Consider the following 21,156-nt stretch of genomic DNA (forward strand, 5'->3'; position numbering starts at 1 on the left):
CTATCGTTACTCGCCATGTGGCCAGGACAGCAGCCGCCCGGGGGCGAGCAGAACAACCCGCACGACCAGAACCCCTATCAGCAACCGGGGTACCAGCAGCCGGGATACAACCAGCCCAGCCCGTATCAGCAGCCGGGGTACCAACAGCCGAATCCCTATCAGCAGCCGCCCCAGCAGCAGCCGGGCCAGCCCGGCCAGCCGGGGCAGCAGCAGCCCGGTTACGGCCCGCCACAGGGTCCGCCCGGCCAGCAGTGGGGCACTCCGTCCGGCCCGCCCGGCGCACCGCAGCCGCCGCGCGACAACAAGAAGCGCACGACCACCATCGCCATCGTCGCGGCCATCGCGGTCGTCGCCGCCGCTGCCATCACCGGTGTGCTGGTCCTGGGCAAGGACGACAGCGACGGCGGTGACAAGGCGAAGGGGAAGGACAAGGCGCCCGCCTCCACATCGGCCCCGGCCTCCGAGGAACCGACCGAGGACCCGGGCGGCGGCGGTGCGGACAACCCGCGCGCCGGCGGTGACACCACCGACGTCAAGGCGGTCATACCCGGCTGGAAGCCGGTGGTCAGCCCCAAGCGGCACAACGCCTTCGACGTCCCCCCGGACTGGTCGATCGAATCGCCGGGTCTGAGCACCGGTTTCGAGGACGACAAGGGCAAGCCGCTCGTGGTCATGTCCGCTCCGGCGAGGTACAAGAAGGACTACTGCTCGGTCAAGGACAAGGACGGCTACGTCGACAAGAGCCACGCCGCCGGGGCGGGCTCGAAGGGCGCGCAGGGCGCCAAGAGCGAGGCGTCGGCCGCCAAGATCGAGGCCGAGAACTGGGTCTTCGCCGCCTTCGACCAGAAGCAGACCGGGACCCGTAAGGTCACCGACGCCAAGAAGTTCAAGAGCGCCCACGGCCTCGAGGGCTACACCGCGTCGGCCACCGTCACCGGGGTGAAGAAGACCGACAAGTGCACCACCGACGGCAAGTCGGTCACCGTGACCTACACGGACACCAACGGCGACTTCGCCACCTGGGTCCTGTACTCGGTCAAGGGCACCAAGGAAGAGGTCCCGGACTCGACCATCAAGAAGATCATGAGTTCGCTGCGGCCGGTGAAGTCGGAGGTCTCCTGACCTTCCGAACCTTCCGACCGCTCCGATCGTGACGGCCGGAATTGGGTTGGACGCCGGGGTCCGCCCCCAGGGATAGTCCGGATGTGACGACTCCTCCGGCCCCGAGCCCCCGACCGCGCCGCCCCGCGTGGGCCGGCCGCAACTACACACTGCTGACCACCGCCGCCGTGGTGACGGGCCTCGGGAACGCCGGAGCCCTCATCGCGGCGGCGTTCGCGGTGCTGGAGGCGGGCGGGGACGGCGGCGACGTCGGGCTGGTGGCGGCGGCCCGTACGCTTCCGCTGGTCGTCTTCCTGCTGATCGGCGGCGCGGTGGCGGACCGGCTGCCCCGCCACCGGGTGATGGTGGCGGCCAACAGTCTCAACTGCCTCTCGCAGGCGGTCTTCGCCGTGCTCGTCCTGTCCGGCGAGGCGCGGCTGTGGCAGATGGCCGCGCTGTCCGCGCTCGGCGGCACCGGGCAGGCGTTCTTCTCCCCCGCCGCCGAGGGCATGCTGCTCTCCAGCGTCAAGGGCGAACAGGCCGCCCGCGCCTTCGCGCTGTTCCGGATGGGCATGAACGGTGCGCAGATCGGCGGGGCCGCGCTCGGCGGCGCGCTGGTCGCGGTGGTCGGCCCCGGCTGGGTGCTGGCCGTCGACGCCGCCGCGTTCGCGGTCGCGGGCGCCCTGCGCTCGCTGCTCGACGTCAGCGCCGTCGCCCGGCGGGAGCCCGGCGGAGGCATGCTGCGGGATCTGCGCGAAGGTTGGCGCGAATTCATCGGCCGGCCCTGGCTGTGGTCGATCGTCGTCCAGTTCTCCGTCGTCAACGCGGTGGTCGGAGCGGCGGAGGCGGTGTTCGGCCCGCTGGTGGCCGAGGACCACCTGGGCGGGGCGCGCCCCTGGGGGCTCGCGCTCGCGGCGTTCGGCGCGGGCACCGTTCTGGGCGGTCTGCTGATGGTGCGCTGGCGGCCGCGCCGGATGCTGCTCGCGGGCTCCCTGTGTGTGCTGCCGCTCGCGCTGCCGTCGGCCGCGCTCGCCGTCCCGGTGCCGATCGCGCCGCTGGCCGTGGTGATGTTCCTGGTCGGGGTGTCGGTCGAGGTGTTCGGGGTGTCCTGGATGACCGCGCTGCACCAGGAGATCCCGGAGGACAAGCTGTCGCGGGTCGCGGCGTACGACTGGTTCGGCTCGATCGCCATGGTCCCGCTGGCCACGGCGCTCGCGGGCCCGGCCGAGGAAGCGTTCGGCCGGTCGGCCTCGCTGTGGGGCTGCTCGGCGCTGATCCTGGCGCTGACGCTGGCGGTGCTGACGGTCCCGGACGTACGGCGGCTGCGCCGGCGCGAGACCGCACCCGTCGCCGAGGGCGGACCGGCCGCCGCCGCGGACACCGCCCCGGAGCCGGTCAGCCCACGCTGAACGCCCCGTCCGGCGGCTCCGGCGAGGGCGTGGCGTCCTCGTCCCGCACCGGCGCCGCGCCGCCCATGAACCGCTCCAGCGCCTCCCCGTACTCGACCCTGGCCGGGAAGGCGTCGGCCGCGGTGCGGCGGGCCAGCACGGCGACCGGCGGTTCGGACTCGGAGGCCACCAGCACGGCGTTGCCGAACCGCCGGCCGCGCAGCACCGACGGCTCCGCGATCAGGGCGAGATGCGCGAACGCGGTGCGGTAGGTGGCCAGTTGGGAGCGGAGGAAGGCGAACGGCGCCCCGTCGGCCAGATTCGCCACGTACCATCCGCCCGGCCGCAGCGCCCGGGCCGCGGCGCGGACGTACTCGACGGAGGTCAGATGCGCGGGCACCCGCGAACCGCCGAAGACATCGGCCACGATGACATCGGCGGATCCCTCGGGCGCGGCCTCCAGCGCGGTCCTGGCGTCCCCGGGCCGCACCGTGATGCCCGCCCCGGACGGCAACGGAAGGTGCCCGGCGACCAGCTCCAGCAGCCCCCGGTCGGCCTCGATCACCACCTGGTGGGAGCCGGGGCGGGCGGCGGCCAGATAGCGAGGCAGCGTCAGCGCCCCACCGCCCAGGTGCAGTACGTCGAGCGGGGCGCCGGGATCGGCGGCCGCGTCCAGGACATGGGCGATCCGCCGCGCGTACTCGAACTCGAGATGGCCCGGATCGTCCAGGTCCACGTACGACTGCGGGGCGCCCTCCACCGTGAGCAGCCAGGCGCGCGGGCGGTCCAGGTCCGGCATCAGCTTGGCGGTGCCGCCGTCCACGGCACGGCTCACGGGTATCGGCTCGTTCACCCTCTCATTGTGCCGTCGCACGCATGCCGTGGCTTCCGCTCGTCCGCCCCCCGCACGGGGGAGGCGGACGAGCGGGACCGGTGTGGCTACGGCAGCACGGTGGTCACCGTGCCCGCGCCCACCGTGCGGCCGCCCTCGCGGATCGCGAAGCCGAGGCCCGGCTCCAGCGGTACGGCACGGCCGAGCTCGACCGTCATGGTGACCGTGTCACCGGGGCGGGCCACCGCGGCGGCCCCGAGGTCCACGGCGCCGACCACATCGGCCGTACGGAGGTAGAACTGCGGGCGGTAGCCGGTGGACACCGGTGTCCGCCGGCCGCCCTCGGCCGCCGACAGGACGTACACCCGCGCGGTGAAGCGCCGCCGCGGTACGAGGCTGCCGGGCGCGGCCACCACATGGCCGCGGCGCACCGCGTCCCGCGCCACTCCGCGCAGCAGCAGCGCCACGTTGTCGCCCGCCTCGGCCGACTCCATGGACTTGCCGAAGGTCTCCACGCCGGTGACCACCGTGGCCACATCGGTGCCGGGCACCTCGACACGGTCGCCGACCCGTACCGTGCCGCGCTCGATGGCGCCGGTGACGACCGTGCCGCGTCCGCTGATGGTCAGCACGTTCTCCACGGGTAGCAGGACCGGCGCCCCGGTGTGGCGCACCGGCGTCGGTACGTAGATGTCCACGGCGTCCAGCAGCGCCTCGATCGACCCGGTCCAGCGCGGGTCGCCCGCCAGCGCCCGCAGCCCGGAGACCCGTACGACGGGCGTGGTGTCGCCGGGGTAGCCGTGCGCGGACAGCAGCTCGCGCACCTCGAGCTCGACGAGGTCGGTGAGCTCGGGGTCGCCCGCGTCGGCCTTGTTGAGGGCCACCACGATGTGGTCGACGCCGACCTGGCGGGCCAGCAGCACATGCTCGGCGGTCTGCGGCATCACACCGTCGAGCGCGGAGACCACGAGGATCGCCCCGTCGATCTGGGCGGCGCCGGTCACCATGTTCTTGATGAAGTCGGCGTGGCCGGGCATGTCGACATGCGCGTAGTGGCGGGTGTCGGTCTCGTACTCGACATGCGCGATGTTGATGGTGATGCCGCGCGCGGCCTCCTCCGGCGCCCGGTCGATGCGGTCCGCCGGCACATAGGTGCCGCCGGTGCCGCGCTCGCTCAGCACCTTGGTGATGGCGGCGGTCAGGGTGGTCTTGCCGTGGTCGACATGGCCCATGGTGCCGATGTTCAGATGCGGCTTGGTGCGCACATACGTCTGCTTGGACATGCGACGATCTCTCCTCGTCAGCGGGGTGGGAAGCGCGGACCCCAGAACCTCGCCGACCCTCCCCCTGGGGGATCCGTCGGAGTTGTCCGAGGAGGGTCAGCTTCGGGCGCCGTCGAGGCAGGCGGCGGGAACGGCGGCGGGCGGGTCCGTGGTGAGGGCGGCGACCGCGGCCGGAGCGAGAGAAGCGAGAGAGGGGACGGCAGCCTTCGGCGCGTCCGCGACCGCGGACGTCGGCGTGAGGAAGGCGAGCCGGAACATGCTGTGATCTTCGCGCACTGTTCGGTCCGCGTCGAATGGTTTTCGGTGCGTTTCGGTACGTCCGGGGTCGGTGGGGCGGGTGGTTCGGAACCTCTCTCGGCCTCTCTCGCCAGGGTCCGGAACCTCTGTCGACGGTCTGCCGACAATCGGACGACAACCCGACGACATCACAGCGTCCGCCGGGCCCGGTCGGTTACGCTCCACCGATGCTCGATGTCGCCCCGCCGCCGGTGAAACCGGCCACGCGCCGCGCCCGCGCCGTGCTTCTCTCGCCGTGGTCGCGGCTGGGGTTGCTCGCCGCGCTGCTCACCGGTTCCGCGATCGCGGTCTGGCTGTGGCAGCCGCAGCGGCTGCTGACCCACGGCTGGGCGGAGTTGACGGGCGGAACGGCCGTGCTGCTGTTCACGGCCGCGTACGGGGTGGGCACCGCCGCACTGGTGCCCCGGCCGCTGCTGAACCTGGCGGCCGGTGCGCTCTTCGGTATCCAGGCCGGGCTGGCCACGGCCATCGGCGGCACGGTGATCGGCGCCGGGATCGCCTTCGGCCTCGGGCGGCTGCTGGGGCAGGACGCGCTGCGGCCGCTGCTGCGGGGCCGCTGGCTCATGGCGGCGGACCGGCAGTTGAGCCACCACGGGTTCCGGTCGATGCTGGCGATCCGGCTGTTCCCCGGCGTACCGTTCGCCGCCGCCAACTACTGCGCGGCCGTCTCCCGGATGGGCTGGCCGTCGTTCCTGCTGGCCACCGGGCTGGGCAGTGTGCCGAACACCGCCGCGTACGTGGTGGCGGGCAGCCGCGCCACCACCCCCACCTCGCCCGTCTTCCTCCTCGCGCTGGCCTTCATCACGGTGCCCGCCGTCGCGGGGGCGCTGGTGGCCTGGCGCAAACGCGGCCGTATCCGGCCGGTAGAGCCCGTACGGCCCGTAGAGCCCGTACGGCCGGTAGAGCCCGTACGGCCCACGGAGAGCGCGTCGGCAGACGAGCCGGCCCCGCGGGGCTGACGAGGCCGGGCTTCCCGTCAGCCGTCGGCCGGTCCGGAGGCGGATGCGGCGGCGGCGCGGGCGGACAGCGGCTCGGCGATGTCCTCCAGCGGACGCCGCTCCGCCGGAATCGCGAGGAAGACGGCGACCAGCCCGGCCGCGACCATGAGCGACGCCCCGATGGAGAAGGCCAGCGCGGTGTCGGCGACGACTCCGCTCGCCGTCAGATCCGAGAAGATCAGCGGACCGCTGATGCCCCCGGCCGCCGTGCCGATGGCGTAGAAGCAGGCGATGGCCAGGGCGCGCGTCTCCATCGGGAAGACCTCGCTGACCGTCAGATACGCCGAACTCGCACCGGCCGAGGCGAAGAAGAGCACCACACACCAGCAGGCGGTCATCGTGGTCGCGTTGAGCCAGCCGTTGCCGAACATCCACGCCGTGATGAACAGCAGCACACCGGAGAGGATGTACGTCCCCGAGATCATCGGCCGGCGGCCGACCGTGTCGAAGAGCCCGCACAGCAGCAACGGCCCGAGGAAGTTGCCGAAGGCGATGACCGCGAAGTAATAACCGGTGTCGCCGCTGGGCACGCCGAAGAACTTCACCAGGATCGAGCCGAAGCCGAAGGTGATGGCGTTGTAGAGGAACGCCTGCCCGATGAAGAGGGCCAGCCCCAGGACCGCGCGCCGGGGGTACGCCCGGAAGAGCGTCCGGGCGATCTCGATGAAGCCGGTGCTCTTCCGCGTGCGGATGGTGATGGCCTTGTCCGGCTCGGGGAGGCGCCGCCCGGTCTCGTCCTCGATCCTCCGTTCGGCCGCCGCGACCAGTTCCTCGGCGCCCTCCGCCCGGCCGTGGATGAACATCCAGCGCGGGCTCTCGGGGACGTTCCGCCGGACCAGCAGGATGACCAGGCCGAGGACGACGCCGAGGGCGAAGGTGAGCCGCCAGCCGACGTTCAGCGCGAAGAAGTTCGTGTTCAGCATCAGCACGGAGAGCAGCGAGCCGCCCATCGCGCCGAGCCAGAAGCTTCCGTTGATGACCAGGTCGACGCGGCCCCGGTACTTGCCGGGGATCAACTCGTCGATCGCGGAGTTGATGGCCGCGTACTCCCCGCCGATACCGAAGCCGGTGAGGAAGCGGAAGAGGAAGAACCACCAGGCGGAGAAGGAGACGGCGGTGAGCGCGGTGGCGGCCAGATAGACCCCGAGCGTGATGAGGAAGAGCCTCTTGCGGCCGTAGCGGTCGGTGAGCCAGCCGAAGACCAGCGCCCCGGTGCAGGCCCCGGCCACATAGAGGGCCGCCGCCATCCCGGTGACCTGCGCGTCGGTGATGGGCAGCCCACTGCCGGGCTCGGCGAGACGGCTGGCGATATTGCCGACGACGGTCACCTCGAGACCGTCCAGGATCCATACGGTGCCGAGGCCGATCACGATCATCCAGTGCCAGCGTGACCAGGGCAGCCGGTCCAGCCGCGCCGGGACCTCGGTGGTGATCGTCCCGCCCGGCCCGTGCCCGGCGCCGCCCCCGGCCCCGGCCCGTCGGCCGCCCTGCCCTCCGTCGTGCCCGATCCCGGTCATACGGCCCGAGTACCCAAGGTCAAAGCGCTGAACCGATGGTCTGACCAGGCCCTTGATGGGTCGCGCAGCCGGGGACGCTACGCTGCCCCCACAACCGGTCGTTGATCCTCGACGGTCGGCTTCCCACTGACCGCCCCGCCTGAATCGGTCATGCCTGGACATCTGAGACCAGGGACCGAGCAGCGCACGATCAGCCTTGGATAGCGAAGACTCAATGTCGTGGTTTGAATCATTCATCCTCGGGCTGGTCCAGGGGTTGACTGAGTTTCTTCCGATCTCTTCCAGCGCCCATCTGCGGCTCACGGCCGCGTTCGCCGGCTGGAGCGACCCTGGGCCCGCCTTCACCGCGATCACCCAGATCGGCACGGAGCTCGCGGTACTCATCTACTTCCGCAAGGACATCGTCAACATCGTGTCGGCCTGGTTCCGCTCGCTCTTCAGCAAGGAGTGGCGCGGCAACCACGACGCCCAGATGGGCTGGCTGGTGATCATCGGCTCGCTGCCCATCGGCGTGCTCGGGCTCACCCTCCAGGACGCGATCGAGGGTCCGTTCCGCGATCTGCGGCTCATAGCCACGACCCTCGTGGTCATGGGCCTCGTGCTGGGCTTCGCGGACCGGCGGGCGGCCCGCGATGAGACGGGCGGCCGGCACCGCGTCGCCAACCAGCGCAAGTCGCTCCAGGAGCTGAGCATCCGGGACGGGCTCATATTCGGGGTCTGCCAGGCGATGGCGCTGGTGCCGGGCGTCTCCCGGTCGGGCGCCACGATCAGCGGCGGACTGCTGATGGGCTACACCCGCGAGGCCGCGGCCCGCTACTCCTTCCTGCTCGCGGTGCCGGCGGTGCTGGCCTCGGGCGCCTTCGAGCTGAAGGACGCCTCCGAGGGCCATACCGAGTGGGGCCCGACGATCTTCGCGACGGTCATCGCCTTTGTTGTCGGATATGCAGTGATCGCGTGGTTTATGAAATTCATTTCGAGTAAGAGCTTTATGCCGTTTGTGATCTACCGGATCCTGCTGGGCATCGCGCTCTTCGCGCTCATCGGCTTCGGCGTGCTGAGCGCCCACGCGGCCGAGTCGGCAGGCTGACGCATCTCTCGGATACCCGCCGGTATCCGCCTTCCGCCGGTCTCCGCCGGACAGGCAGGAGACCGGACAGGCAGGGAGATGGGCCGCCGGCCGAGGAGGGAGGAGTCCGGCGGCCCCTTCGCCCAGGTCTGGCGCCCCCTGAGCGGCATGGGACGAGTCAAACGCCATACCGGGCGGCAGGGAAGGGTGTGCGGTAGATATATGCAAGCACTCGCATCACACCGGTGTGAATTCCTCACCCAGCGCACACCCCTGCCCTGAGCTGCGGCCTTACGGGGACGATGCCCGGGGCGGTCCGGCGACGATCTCCACCAGCTCACCCAACGAGTCGATCCGCCAGTCCGCCATCGCCGCGTCGGCCGTATCGCCCCACAGATACGCCCACGGCCCCCGGCGGATATGCGCGGCCCGCAGCCCGGCGGCCTTCGCCGGGCGGATGTCGAAGGCCGGATAGTCGCCCACGTACACCGTGTCCCCCGGTGCGGCGCCGCCGAGCTCCAGCACCCGCCGGAAGAACTCCGGATCGGGCTTGACGACGCCCCATCCGCTGGACGTCGCCACGGCGTCGACCGGCAACTCCATTCCCCGCAGCAGCTCACCCATGCGCAGCGACTGGTTCCCGGCCAGGACCACCCGGAGCCCGGACTCCCGCAGCGCGCCGAGCGCGGACCGCACATCCGGGTACAGATCGGACTCGTCCAGCCACTCCCCCCGCCCCGCCGCCTCCCGTGCCCGACGCTCGGCGTCGATGTCCACGCCCGGCCGCAGCAGCCGGATCGCGTCCCCGTCGTCCCGCCCCTGCGCGACGACGGCCCCCACCAGCGCGGACAGGGTGTGCCGGGGCACCCCGAGCCAGTCGGCCCAGGAGCCCCAGTAGCGGTCCTCGCGGACGAGGGTCGAGCCGATGTCGAACACCACGCTCTCCATCACCACGCCCCTCCCCTACTCCCGTGGCCCGCACTCCCATGACCCGCGGCCCTCACGCCCTCTCCGGCCCCTGGCCCTCCCAGTCCGCGTAACGGATCCGGGCGAGATCCAGCACCTCACCGACCGTGCCCCATTCGTTCCTCCCCAGCCGGGACAGCGGCCGCAGCCTGGTGATCTCGGCGTGCCCGTCGACCATCACCTCGTCATCGATCACCGCGTGCACCACCCGCCCGAAGACCACCGTCGAGTTCCCGAGCCCCATCGTGCTGTGCACCACACACTCCAACGCCACCGGCGACCCCGCCACCCGAGGCGGCTTCACCCGCAAGCTCGCCTCCTGCTCCACCCCCACCGCCTCGAACTCGCTCACCCCGTGCGGAAAGTCCGTCGCCGTCGCGTTGACCTGCTCGAACAGCCCCTCGGGAGCGAGGTTCACCACGAACTCCCCGGTGTCCTCGACATTCCGCAGCGAATCCTTACGCCCCACGGAGGTGAACTGCACGACGGGCGGAGCCACGGCCGCGACGGTGAAGAACGAATGCGGAGCGAGGTTCGCGGCACCATCCTGGCCGACGGTCGACACCCAGGCGATCGGCCGAGGCACGATGACCGAGGTCAGCAGCTTGTAGAAGGGGGTGGTGCCCATGGTCTCGGGATCGAAGTCGATACGCATGCGCCCCAGTATCCGCGCAGGCGGCGGCGCACCCTAACGACGTGCGAGGTCTTTGGTGCCTTGGTATCGGAGACCCAGGTGTCAACGGTGATCGTCAGTTTTGGACAGCCACCGCCGGTGACGTGCTTCCCGCCAGGCGCCATCAGACCCTCTCGCGCCCGAGCTTCGCATAGATCTCGGGACGCTTCCTGCGCAGGTAGAGGGCGTAGAGCACACCACCGATGAACAGCGCGAAGGTGAACGCCATGAAGATCACCGTCACCAGCGTCGACCCTCCGATGAGTTCGGAGTAGTTCGTGATGGCCAGATAGGTCACGGCGCCGAGGAACACCGCGCTGATCGCCGGAGCGACCACCGTATTCCACAACGATTCAGGCTCCTCCCGCCGCCGGCGGAGGAAGTAGACCAGCACCGCGAGGCTTACGACGAACATGAGCAGCAGCACGTTGAAGGTGCCGCTACCGCTGGCGATCGGGTAGAGGGTGTCCGGACCGACTCCGAACACGGTGCACACGATCGTGGCCACGGTCCAGAGGATGCCGGCGGTCAACGCCGAGATGTAGGGCGAGTGATGCCGCTGGTGAACACGGCCGAGCACCTTCGGCAGCGCCCCGTCCTTCGCGAGCGAGAAGCTGTAGCGGGCGGCGATGTTCTGAGTCGAGAGCATCGTCGCGAGGACCGACGTAATGAGGAGCACCGAGACGACGTCGGCGAAGACCGTTCCGACCAGTCGCGCCGCAGAGTCATTGAACAGGCCGACGGTGTTCGTCTTCGCGGCCTCCTGCGCCCGGTCCGCGCCGAGGTACGCGACGTACGCCCACGCTGCGACGACGTAGAACACGCCAATGCCGGCCACGGCGAGGTACGTCGCACGCGGAATGGTGCGACCCGGGTCTTTGACTTCGTCGCGGAAGATCACGGTCGCCTCGAAGCCGAGGAAGTTGCCGATCGCGAAGAGAAGTGCCACCCCGATCCCGGCATCCGTCAACCACGGCATCGAGAACCCGATCCCGTGAGCGACGCGCTCGCCACTGGTCGAGAACGACACCACGTCGAAGACAACGACAATCACGACTTCGAGAATCATCGCGACCGTGAGCACTTTTGCCGAAAGGTCGATGCGACAGTAGGCGAGAAAGGTGGTGACGGCGATGATCGCGAGCGCGTAGCAATACCACGGGATTTCGGGTCCATGGAGGGTCTTCGTGACGAACCCCTGCAGCGTGACCGCGAAGAATGGCGGCGAGAAGAAACCGATGAACAGATAGCCGGTGAGAGCCAGGAACGCGCCGCCGAGACCGGCCGGCTTGCCGAGACCGGCGGTGACGAAGGAGTAGAATCCACCGGGATTCTCGATCGAACGGCTCATCTTCACGAAGCCCACCGAGAAGATGAGCAGCATCACCGTCATGATGATGTAAATGCCCGGCGTGGTCTTGCCGCTGTACATCATGAGCACGGGCATGGTGCCCGCCACGGTTGCCAGGGGTGAGGCGAATGCGAGCACGCTCATCGCGAGCTCTCCGACTCCCATATTGCCCCGGAGTCGAATCCCCTCGGACGCCGGGACCTGCGTCGCTGTCTCGGTAATGCCGGCCATATGAACCCCATCGTCGAATGATCCGGAATGGCACGACGCTAGTGGCGAGCCTTCACACCCTTCTGTGCCAAGGTGAGACACTGCGCCGGACACGCTGAGGCATGCGTAAGGCCGGTTCGCCCGGCGGACGAACCGGCCTTACGCGTCGCGCACTCAGGGTGCGGTCGACGCCTGGGCGGTGATTCCGAGCTTGCGCAGGTCGACGACGTCGCGCAGCGGCTCGCCGGCCTTCCAGCGGCGCAGGTTTTCGACGAAGCAGTCGACGACGCGACCGCGCCAGCCCACCAGGTCCCCTGACGCGTGCGGCGACACGAGGATGTTGTCCCGACTCCAGAACGGACTGTCGGCCGGCAGGGGTTCCTGCTCGAACACGTCGAGGGCCGCGGCATCGAGGTGATCGTCATCGACGGCGGCGAGCAGGTCGTCCGCGACCACCACGGCGCCCCGTCCGACGTTGACCAACCGGGCGCCCCGTCGCATCTTCTTCAGCCGGGAGGCGTCGAACAGGCCGCGGGTGTCCTCGGTCAGCGGCAGGGTCAACACGACGTCGTCCGCTCCGGGGAGCAGTTCGTCGAGATCCGCGATGGCCGCGATGGCACCGAGCGCTGGGTCCTGCCGGGCGGTGCGCCCCACGACGGTGACAGCCATTCCTGCGGCTCGAAGGAGCAGCACGGTCTCCCGTCCCACCGGGCCGGGTCCCACGACGAGCGCCTTCCGACCCAGGATGGGTTCGGTCTCCCTGTGTTGCCAGCGGTGCTGGCGCTGGAGCTCGATCGTGCGACGCAGGTCCTTGGTGAACATCAGCAGCACGCCGAGTACCCATTCCGCGATCGGGCGCTCGCAGACCCCGCGCGAGTTACTGGCCACGACATCGCTGTTCACGACCGATTCGGTCAGGAGTGGATCCATGCCGATGCTGGAGGTGTGGATCCAGCGCAGCCGCCCCGGTCCGACCTCGCGCAGCAACGTGCTGCGGAAGTCGTTGAGGAACAGGATCTCGGCGTTCTCCTGGGCGGCCCGCAGCTCGTCGGCCGTGCGCACGACAAGGACCTCCGCCTCCGCTTCCATCGCCGCGAGCGGCGGCACTGGTCCTCCCTGAGGAGGGATGACGATCACCTTCGGGCGATACATATATTCTCTCCACTTCGAGCGGCGTCTCGTTTCGCGGCGCCGCATCCATTCATCGGTGCGGCTACCAGCCGCCCTGCCATCCGCTGGTGAGGCCGTACGGGAGCCGCTGCGGCTCTTCATCCGGCAGTTTCCGCAGGAAGTCGAAGTCGCATCCTTCGTCGGCTTGTGTGACGTGGTCGATGAAGAGCCGGCCGTAGCCACGGCGGTACTTCGGGGCCGGCAGCTCGACGTCCGCGAGACGCCGTTCGATCTCCTCGTCCGGGATGTCGAGATCGAGACGCTGGTTCTCCACGTCGAGCACGATGGGGTCACCGTCTCGCACGGCGGCAAGCGGTCCGCCGACCGCGGCCTCGGGCGAGATGTGGAGGACGGTGGTGCCGAACGCGGTGCCACTCATGCGCGCATCTGAGATGCGCACGATGTCTCGGATGCCCCGGCGGAGGAGTCGCTCGGGGATCGGCAGCATCCCCCACTCCGGCATACCGGGCGCACCCGCGGGCCCGCTATTGCGCAGCACCAGTACCGAGTCCTCGGTGATGGGGAGGGCGGGGTCGTCGATCCGGCGCCCGAGGTCGTAGATGTCCTCGAACACAACCGCCGGCCCTCGGTGCTTCAGCAGCTCGGGCGACGCGGCGCTCCTCTTGATGACCGCGCCGTTGGGGGCGAGCGACCCGCGCACGACCGCGATGCCGCCCGAGGCGTCGTAGGGCTGCTCGAGCTTGCTGATGACTTCGCCGTCCGGCTCGGCCGCATTGCGGTAGCCGTCGGCCAGCGTCTCGCCGGTGACGGTGATCGCGTCGCCGTGAAGCAGGGGGCCGAGCTCCTTCAGCACGGCGGAGATGCCGCCGGCGTTGAACAGTTGCTTGATGAGATGCTCTCCCGAGGGGCGCACATTCACGATCCGCGGGGTGCGCTTCGAGATCTCATGGAAGCGGTCGAGCCGCAGCTCGTAGCCAACCCGCCGCGCCAGCGCCAGTAGGTGCACGACCGCGTTGGTCGAGCCGCCGACGGCCATGAGCAGGGTGATCGCGTTGTCAAACGCCTGCTCGGTGAGCACCTCGCTCGGCCTGGGCCCCAGCGAGACCGCCATTTCGACCGCTCGTCGGCCAGTGGCCTCGGCAGCCGCGGCTCTGCGGGAGTCCACGGCGGGGATCGAGGCGGTGTCGGGCAGGCACATGCCGAGCGCTTCCACGAGGGAGGTCATGGTCGAGGCCGTGCCCATCTCGCTGCAGTGCCCGGCGGTGGGCTTCGCACTGGCCTCAAGGTCGTTGAAGTCCTCCTGCGTGATGGTTCCCGCACGGAGCTCATCGGCGTACTTCCAGGTGTCGGTGCCGACACCGAGCTGACGACCGCGGAAGTAGGCGGGTTCCTGAGGCCCGCCGGTGAGCATGATCGTCGGGACGTCGGCGCTCGCCGCGCCCATGAGTTGAGCCGGAACCGTCTTGTCGCAGCCGCCGAGCAGCACGATCGCGTCGAGCGGGTAGGCCCGGATCGACTCCTCGACGTCCATGGCCATGAGGTTGCGGAACTGCATGGCCGACGGCTTCATCAGGCTCTCGCCGAGCGAGATGGTCGGGAACTCGAGCGGCAGGCCGCCCGCCATCAGCACGCCGCGCTTGACGGCGTCGGCCAGCAACTTGAAGTGAATGTTGCAGTTCACCAGCTCCGACCACGAGTTCGCGATACCGACGACCGGTCGGTCCTTGATGGCGAATTTCGAGAAGCCTTCCGCCTGGATCGCGGTTCGGTGGATGAATCCCGTGAGATCGTGCGGGCTGAACCACCGCGCACTGCGGAGTTCACTGATGTTCGGGTCGGACATGTGTGTGATGCTCCTTGAGCGGGGCTTGGTGCGGAATGATCGGCGCGGAGGCGGGACGTCCCGGATGAGGGCGTGGGTCAGGCGGCGGTGGTGCCGCCGTCGAAGGCCATGCTGGTGCCGGTCGCGAAGGTCCCGTCGATCGCCAGGAACCAGATCGCCCGCGCGATCTCGTCGGGATGTGCGAGTCGGTTGAGCGGCACGGTGGCCTCTTTCTCGCGCAGCGACGCCTCGGGGGCGCACGCGTCGAGCCCGCCCCGCAGCATCGGGGTGTCGACCGGACCGGGGCTCACGACGTTGACGCGCACGGTCGGCGCGAGCTCGATCGCCAGAGCGCGGCTGAGCCCGACGACGCCCGCCTTCGCGGCGCTGTAGTGCGCCAGTCCCGCTACCCCCATGCCGGCCAGGTCGGACGCGACGTTCACGATCGCGCCCCGACCGGCGGCCCGCATGTGCAGCCCCGCCTCGCGGGAGACGTAGAACGTGCCTGACAGGTTCGTGTCGATCACCTCGCGCCACGACCCGTCGTCCAGCTCCTCGAGAGACGCAGCCCTCGCGATGCCCGCGGCGTTGACCACCACGTCGAGTCCTCCGAGCTCCTCGACCGCCGCGCGCACCGCATCGGTTGCCGACGCGGAGTCCGAGACATCGGCGCGGAACGTGTGGGCGCGGTCGCCGATCTCGTCGGCCACACGGCTCAGCTCCTCGGGACGCCGGCCGAGCAGGGCGACGGCTGCGGCCCCGCGCGCGGCGAAGAGCTTCGCCGTGGCCTCGCCGACGCCGGAGGTGGCACCCGTGATCAGCACGCGCGTGCGCTCGGGGTCAATGTGGTGCACCCGTTCGCTCATCATCGCCGGAACTCCCTCGTGACTCAGCAGGACCGATGCGAGTCAGTACAGCAGCGCGGCGAGGGCCACCGATGTTCCAGATTGGCACACCGCTTCCCGGGTCGGCATTTCTAGGCTGGCGTACACGACGCGCCGGAATCCCGTCCGGGAGCGCCCGTCGGAGCATTCACGAGACCCGCGTCAGACGAAGGAGTCACCTTGCCAGAGCAGAACCGCATCGGAGTCGGACTGATCTCCGTCGGAGTGATGGGGCGGCTCCACGCGCGCTCCTATCTTCAGAGTCAGCAGTTCTTCCCGGAGCTGCCGAAGCGCGCGGAACTCGTGATCGCCGCCGACCCGGATCCGAATGGACGCGCCTACGCAACCGAAGCGCTCGGATTCCGCGAGACGACGAATGACTATCGCCAACTTCTCGCACATCCGGACGTGGACGTCGTGTCCATCTGCTCGCCGAATTTCCTGCACCACGAGATCGCGCTCGCGACCATCGACGCCGGCAAGCACTTCTGGATCGAAAAGCCGATGGGCCGCAGCGCCCGCGAGTCCCGGGAGATCGCGCAGGGCGCGGCCGCGGCGGGACTCTTCACGGCGGTCGGCTTCAATTATCGCCACGCTCCGGCGGTAGCCGAGGCACGCCGCCTGATCCGCTCCGGCGAGCTCGGGCGCATCACCAATCTGCAGATCCGCATGATCACCAGCTACGCCTCCGACCCGAACCAGGGCTTCACCTGGCGGTACGAACAGGCGCAGGCCGGCTCCGGGGTGCTCGGCGACGTCCTGAGTCACGGCTTCGACCTGGCGCAGTTCCTCGTGGCCCCCATCATCTCGGTGAACGCGGTCACCGAGCGCTTCATCCCGCGGCGTCCGCTCCCCGAAGGCGGTTCCCGCGAGGTCGAGAACGAGGACTACGCGGCCCTGCTCGCTCGCTTCGACGGGGGTGCGATCGGCATGTTCGAGACCACCCGCGTCGCGATCGGTCCGCACGCGGAGTACATCATCGAGGTCTACGGCACCAAGGGCTCGCTGCGTTGGAACTTCGACCGCATGAACCAGCTCGAGCTGGCTGACAACGGCAGCGGCTACCGCACGATCATGACTCCCACGTCATACGGCGAGTTCGGCCGCTTCCAACCGAACGCCGGGCCCGGCATCGGCTTCAACGACCTCAAGACGATCGAGGCGGCGCTGTTCCTGCGCTCGGTCGCGGAAGGCGTGCAGCTCGCGCCGTCGGCTGCCGACGGCTGGTCGGCCTCCGAGCTGGTCGATGTGTCGCTTCGCAGTGCCGAGTCCGGCCAGTGGATCAACGTCCCCGCTGTCACCGGCACGACCACGACGCAGGCATAGACCCGCGGAGCACACAGAAGGGGCGGAGTTCCCCCGATCTCCGCCCCGGCTGTCGGCGCGACCCCGACCAGACCGCCTCCGGTCCGGGTCGCGTCTTCACTCGGTGAGGCGGATTACCGCACCTTCCTCAGCCGAGCGGTGTGCGGCGTCGGCGATGAGCAAAGCCGCGCGTCCGTCTTCGAAGGTCGGACTCGTCGACTCCTCGCCGCGCGCGAGCTTGATGAACTCGGCCAGCTCGCGCACGTAGGCCTCCGCGTAGCGCTCGATGAAGAAGTCAAGATAGGGCCGTTTCGCCTCCACCGCGGTGGATGTGGAGACGCTCACCAGGCTGGACGGTGCGTTGGCCACGAGCAGCAGCCCCTCCGCGCCGAGCGCCTCGAGTCGCTGGTCGTAGCCGATCGCGCTGTGCCTCGAGTTCGCGATCGTGGCGATGGCACCGGAGGCCGCACGCAGCACGACGGCGACGGTGTCGTAGTCACCGTGTTCACGAGCGCCCTCGTCGAACAACCGCGCGCCAGTCGCACTCACCTCGACGATCTCGCCGAGGAAGAAGCGAGCCATGTCGAAGTCGTGGATGGTCATGTCGCGGAAGATCCCGCCGGAGGCCGCGATGTAGTCGGCCGGAGGCGGCCCGGGGTCGCGGCTGGTGATCGACAAGTGCTCGAGCTCGCCGATCTCGCCGGCGGCGACGCGCGTGCGTGTCTCGGCGAAGGCGGGGTCGAAGCGCTGGTTGAATCCGAGCGCGACCGGCACGGAGCTCGCCGCGACCTTCGGGCGCAGCGCGTCGACCCGCGCGATGTCGAGGTCGATCGGCTTCTCGCAGAGCACCGGGAGACCGGCGTCGACACAGGCCTCGATGAGGGTGACATGCGTCGGCGTCGGCGATGCCACCAGCACGGCATCCACCTCCGCGGAGTCGAGCAGCCGCTCGGGGGAATCGGTCGCGGTTCCCCCGTAGCGGGCGGCGACCGACTCCGCGCCCGCCAGATACGGGTCGGCGACCCAGGAGAGCGTCGCATCGGGATCCGCGGCGATGCTCGCCGCGTGCACCTGGCCGATCCGGCCGGTGCCAATGAGGCCGAAACGAACCTGATCTCGCATGATCGCGAGCCTCCGATCACAGAGTTGTCCTCGGGCAAATGGTCTACGGGTGACGCTAATTCGCAGCTCAGCCGGTGGAATGTGCCAGATCAGAACACCGCCGAGCCAATGTCACGCCGCGGTGTACGTACCGTCGATGACCAGTTCCGCGCCGCTCATATAGCCGGCCTCGTCCGAGGCGAGGAACACGACCGCGGCGGAGATCTCGGACGGCTGCGCCCAGCGGCCGAAGCGTGACGACTCGGGGGGCAGGGCCGTCGGATCCGCGCGGAGAAGAGGGGTATCCGTCTCGCCGGGAAAGACCGCGTTGACCCGGATCCGGTGCTCGGCCAGCTCGAGGGCGGCCGCCTTGGTCATGCCGCGCACCGCCCACTTCGACGCGACATACGCGAAGTTGTCGGTGAAGCCGACCAGGCCCGACGTCGAGCAGATGTTCACGATCGATCCTCCACCGGCCGCCTTCATCGACTCCACGACCGTTTGCATTCCGAGGAACGGGCCGACCTGGTTCACGTCGATCACACGGCGGTACTCGCTCTCCTCCACCGTCTCGACCCGGTTGGCTCGCGCGATCCCGGCGTTGTTGACGAGCACCGTCGGGTGCCCGAACGCCGCCACACACTCCGCCACGACACGCTGCCAGTCTGCGATCGAGGTGACATCTCCCAGCAGCCGGCGGAAGCGATCCGGCCCCATCTCGTCAGCCGGCGCCGGTCCGGAACCGGGGGTGATGTCGAACCCGATGACCCGTGCCCCCGCGTGTACGAGGGCGCGAGCGTGCTCCTCGCCCATGCCGCTGCCCGCGCCGCTCACGATGGCGACCTTTCCGCCGAGCCGGTCCATGACGCTCCTCTGCCGTGACGATTCGGTGTCGTGTCGGTTCACTGGGCGGTGAAGGCTCCATCGACGACCACCTCGGTGCCGCTCATGTACGACGACTCGTCCGAGGCGAGGAACACCGCCGCGGCCGAGACCTCCTCGGGACGTGCCCACCGCCCGAACGGCAGGTCCTCGGCCGGCGGCATCGAGGCGGAGGGAGTCTTGGCGTTCTCGCGGATCATGGGCGTATCGGTGTCGCCGGGGCAGACCGCGTTGACTCGGATGCCGTACTCGACGAGCTCGAGCGCGGCGGCCTTGGTCATGCCGCGCACCGCCCACTTCGACGCGACGTAGGAGAAGATGTCGGCGAAACCGACGAGCGCCGCGCTGGACGCGATGTTCACGATCGAGCCGCCACCGGATTCCCGCATGGCCGGGATCACCGCCCGCATGCCGAGGAACGTCCCGACCTGGTTGATGTCGATCACTCGTCGATAGTCCGCCTCGGTCACGCTTTCGAGACGCTGCAGCGGCGATACGCCGGCGTTGTTGACGAGCACGTTGATCGCGCCGAACCGCTCGACACCGGTTTGGACGGCATGGCTCCAGTCCGCGGCGGTGCGCACGTCGCCGCGCAGGAAGACGACACGATCCACGCCGTACTCCTCGGCCAGCGTCTGGCCCGCGTCCTCGTTCAGGTCGAAGGCGACCACACGCGCCCCCTGGTCCAGGAACGCACGGGTGTGGGAAAGGCCCATCCCCCGCGACGCTCCGCTGATGACGGCGACCTTCCCGGCCAGGCGGGTTCCCTGTGAAGTCATGGGCTCTTCCTCGTTCTCGGCGACGGTGTGGGCTGATGGCGGATCGGGGCGCTCACTGCCGCCCGATCCTGATGAAGACGTCGGGCTTGGCACGGGCCAGGTGGCTCGCATAGGCGATTCCGGCGATGAGCACGACCGGCAGCAGCAGGGTCATCAGGAGCGACGCCGTCTCCCCCGCCCCGATCAGGGCGTCGACGTGCACGACGCTCAGCACGAGGATGGACAGGAGCCCGATCAGCCCCAGGATCGGCGCGACGACCGTCTTCCAGACGCGCGCCGGGGTGTCGACGCGGTTCTTGGCGAAGTAGGCGATGATCGCGATCGACACCAGGCACATGAGGAAGATCACGATGATCGCGCCGAGGCCGTTCGTCCGGATGTAGATCGTGAACGCGTTCGTGCCGTCGTTCTCGAAACCGGTCACCGCTGCCAGCGCGACGACCGTCACCAGGGTGAGCACGGTGACGACCACCGAGGCGATGTGCGGCGAATGGTGGCGCGGGTGCGCGGCGCCGAACCGGCTGGGGAAGACCCCGTCCTTACCGAGCGAGAAGCCGTAGCGCGAGATCGTGTTGTGCTGCGCGAGCAGACACGCGAACGTCGAGGTGATCACCAGCACCCTGATGACGTCGGGGAGAACGGTGCCGAGGTAGCGCGCGGCTGTTTCACCGAAGAGGCTCGCGGGGTCGGCCTTCGCCGCGCCCGCGACGCCGTCCGGACCGAGCGCCGTGAGGAACGCCCACGCGGCGATGACGTAGAAGGCCCCGATGAGGATGACCGAAAGATACGTCGCGCGAGGCACCGTCTTCTCGGGGTCCTTGGCCTCCTCGCGGTAGATCGCCGCCGATTCGAAGCCGATGAAGCAGAGCATGCCGAAGAGCAGAGCGAGGCCGAAGCCGCCATCGGTGACGGCGCCCGCCGTGAGCGGCCGCACGGGGATGCCGCCCGGCCCGCCGTCGATGAAGGCGACCGTGTCGAAGGCGATCACGAGCAGTACCTCGAGTCCGAGCGCGACGCCGAGCACCTTCGCGGAGAACTCGATGTGGCGGTAGGAGAAGATGCCGGTGAGGGCGGCGCCGACGAGAGCCCAGACGTACCAGGGTATGTCTGGGCCGTGGAAGGTGCCGGTCACGAGCTGCCACACATACACGCCGAAAGCGATCCAGGTCGGCAAGGCAAGCAGCAGGTAGCCGAACAGCGCGACGAACGCCCCACCAAGTCCGACCCTCCGGCCGAGCCCAGCCGTGATGTACGCGTAGAAGGCACCGGGCCGGCTCACATAGCGCGTCATTGTGGCGTAGCCGAACGCGAACAGCAGCACGATGAGCATGATCATCGCGTATGCGGGCACGATCGCGTACCCGGCGAAGCCGATCACCGAGGGCATCAGCCCGACTACCACGAGGAGCGGAGCGGCGAAGGCGACGACCGAGAACACGATCGAACCGACGCCGAGTCGGCCTTTCAGACCTTGGGCCGGCGCGTCGTCATCGACTTCGACGGTCGGCGGAGCGGCTTCGGAATTTCTCTGTGCAGCCACCATCGGCTCCATTCATCGCTAATTTCGGCG

The 21,156-nt window shown here is 69.4% G+C and carries 19 protein-coding genes; 5 read left to right on the forward strand and 14 right to left on the reverse strand.

Annotation, left to right across the window (positions count from 1 at the left end; translation table 11 throughout):
• Window positions 1–15: 15 nt before the first annotated feature.
• Window positions 16–1,122, forward strand: coding sequence for a DUF8017 domain-containing protein (locus JK364_RS07240; RefSeq protein ID WP_201848530.1), 1,107 nt, complete (start codon window positions 16–18; stop codon window positions 1,120–1,122).
• Between the two features lie 83 nt (window positions 1,123–1,205).
• Window positions 1,206–2,510, forward strand: a complete 1,305-nt coding sequence (locus JK364_RS07245; RefSeq protein WP_201848531.1) for an MFS transporter — start codon at window positions 1,206–1,208, stop codon at window positions 2,508–2,510.
• Here the strand turns inward: JK364_RS07245 and JK364_RS07250 are convergent.
• The 3 genes from JK364_RS07250 to JK364_RS07260 form a co-directional block, all read right to left on the reverse strand.
• Window positions 2,497–3,342 (reverse strand): spermidine synthase, encoded by an 846-nt coding sequence (locus JK364_RS07250; RefSeq protein WP_201848532.1) that lies wholly within the window; start codon window positions 3,340–3,342, stop codon window positions 2,497–2,499. The genes JK364_RS07245 and JK364_RS07250 overlap by 14 nt on opposite strands.
• An 86-nt stretch (window positions 3,343–3,428) precedes the next feature.
• The gene (gene tuf, locus JK364_RS07255; RefSeq protein WP_201848533.1) at window positions 3,429–4,604 is read right to left on the reverse strand and encodes an elongation factor Tu; all 1,176 of its coding nucleotides are present in this window, start codon (window positions 4,602–4,604) and stop codon (window positions 3,429–3,431) included.
• A 96-nt stretch (window positions 4,605–4,700) separates the two neighbouring features.
• On the reverse strand, window positions 4,701–4,862 hold the full coding sequence (locus JK364_RS07260) for a hypothetical protein (protein ID WP_201848534.1): 162 nt from the start codon (window positions 4,860–4,862) through the stop codon (window positions 4,701–4,703).
• A gap of 206 nt (window positions 4,863–5,068) precedes the next feature.
• Here JK364_RS07260 and JK364_RS07265 point away from each other — a divergent pair, with 206 nt between their 5' ends.
• A complete protein-coding gene (locus JK364_RS07265; RefSeq protein WP_230991350.1) occupies window positions 5,069–5,860 on the forward strand; it encodes a TVP38/TMEM64 family protein in 792 nt (263 codons plus the stop codon).
• A gap of 17 nt (window positions 5,861–5,877) precedes the next feature.
• On the opposite strand, the gene JK364_RS07270 is transcribed toward JK364_RS07265, so the two are convergent.
• The gene (locus tag JK364_RS07270; RefSeq protein ID WP_230991351.1) at window positions 5,878–7,416 is read right to left on the reverse strand and encodes an MFS transporter; all 1,539 of its coding nucleotides are present in this window, start codon (window positions 7,414–7,416) and stop codon (window positions 5,878–5,880) included.
• A 214-nt stretch (window positions 7,417–7,630) separates the two neighbouring features.
• On the opposite strand from JK364_RS07270, the gene JK364_RS07275 reads away from it, so the two are divergent.
• Entirely contained in the window at window positions 7,631–8,503 is an 873-nt protein-coding gene (locus JK364_RS07275) for an undecaprenyl-diphosphate phosphatase (RefSeq protein WP_201848535.1), read from the forward strand.
• A gap of 270 nt (window positions 8,504–8,773) precedes the next feature.
• On the opposite strand, the gene JK364_RS07280 is transcribed toward JK364_RS07275, so the two are convergent.
• The 6 genes from JK364_RS07280 to JK364_RS07305 form a co-directional block, all read right to left on the reverse strand.
• Window positions 8,774–9,430 carry an HAD family hydrolase gene (locus JK364_RS07280; RefSeq protein WP_230991591.1) on the reverse strand — a complete coding sequence of 219 codons (657 nt, stop codon included), beginning with the start codon at window positions 9,428–9,430 and terminating at the stop codon, window positions 8,774–8,776.
• Window positions 9,431–9,482: 52 nt separating this feature from the next.
• Entirely contained in the window at window positions 9,483–10,103 is a 621-nt protein-coding gene (locus JK364_RS07285; RefSeq protein ID WP_201848536.1) for a flavin reductase family protein, read from the reverse strand.
• 142 nt (window positions 10,104–10,245) lie between these two features.
• Window positions 10,246–11,616: an APC family permease gene (locus tag JK364_RS07290; protein WP_201848538.1), complete on the reverse strand. Its 1,371-nt coding sequence runs from the start codon at window positions 11,614–11,616 to the stop codon at window positions 10,246–10,248.
• 240 nt (window positions 11,617–11,856) lie between these two features.
• Window positions 11,857–12,789, reverse strand: coding sequence for a D-2-hydroxyacid dehydrogenase (locus tag JK364_RS07295; protein ID WP_201848539.1), 933 nt, complete (start codon window positions 12,787–12,789; stop codon window positions 11,857–11,859).
• A 106-nt stretch (window positions 12,790–12,895) separates the two neighbouring features.
• Window positions 12,896–14,656, reverse strand: a complete 1,761-nt coding sequence (locus tag JK364_RS07300) for an IlvD/Edd family dehydratase (RefSeq protein WP_201848541.1) — start codon at window positions 14,654–14,656, stop codon at window positions 12,896–12,898.
• Window positions 14,657–14,733: 77 nt separating this feature from the next.
• Window positions 14,734–15,504 carry an SDR family NAD(P)-dependent oxidoreductase gene (locus JK364_RS07305; protein WP_201848543.1) on the reverse strand — a complete coding sequence of 257 codons (771 nt, stop codon included), beginning with the start codon at window positions 15,502–15,504 and terminating at the stop codon, window positions 14,734–14,736.
• Between the two features lie 195 nt (window positions 15,505–15,699).
• Here JK364_RS07305 and JK364_RS07310 point away from each other — a divergent pair, with 195 nt between their 5' ends.
• Window positions 15,700–16,845, forward strand: a complete 1,146-nt coding sequence (locus tag JK364_RS07310; RefSeq protein WP_201848545.1) for a Gfo/Idh/MocA family protein — start codon at window positions 15,700–15,702, stop codon at window positions 16,843–16,845.
• Between the two features lie 96 nt (window positions 16,846–16,941).
• On the opposite strand, the gene iolG is transcribed toward JK364_RS07310, so the two are convergent.
• From iolG to JK364_RS07330, 4 genes are all read right to left on the reverse strand, one after another.
• Window positions 16,942–17,946, reverse strand: a complete 1,005-nt coding sequence (gene iolG / locus JK364_RS07315) for an inositol 2-dehydrogenase (RefSeq protein WP_201848547.1) — start codon at window positions 17,944–17,946, stop codon at window positions 16,942–16,944.
• A 111-nt stretch (window positions 17,947–18,057) separates the two neighbouring features.
• Window positions 18,058–18,789, reverse strand: coding sequence for an SDR family NAD(P)-dependent oxidoreductase (locus tag JK364_RS07320; protein WP_201848549.1), 732 nt, complete (start codon window positions 18,787–18,789; stop codon window positions 18,058–18,060).
• Window positions 18,790–18,827: 38 nt separating this feature from the next.
• Window positions 18,828–19,697: an SDR family NAD(P)-dependent oxidoreductase gene (locus JK364_RS07325; protein ID WP_307841175.1), complete on the reverse strand. Its 870-nt coding sequence runs from the start codon at window positions 19,695–19,697 to the stop codon at window positions 18,828–18,830.
• Complete coding sequence (locus JK364_RS07330) at window positions 19,639–21,126, reverse strand: APC family permease (protein ID WP_201848553.1); 1,488 nt, start codon at window positions 21,124–21,126, stop codon at window positions 19,639–19,641. Before JK364_RS07330 ends, JK364_RS07325 begins: the two co-directional genes overlap by 59 nt.
• Window positions 21,127–21,156 lie beyond the last annotated feature (30 nt).

It is taken from the genome of Streptomyces endocoffeicus (assembly GCF_016741935.1).
GTDB classification, from domain to species: domain Bacteria; phylum Actinomycetota; class Actinomycetes; order Streptomycetales; family Streptomycetaceae; genus Streptomyces; species Streptomyces endocoffeicus.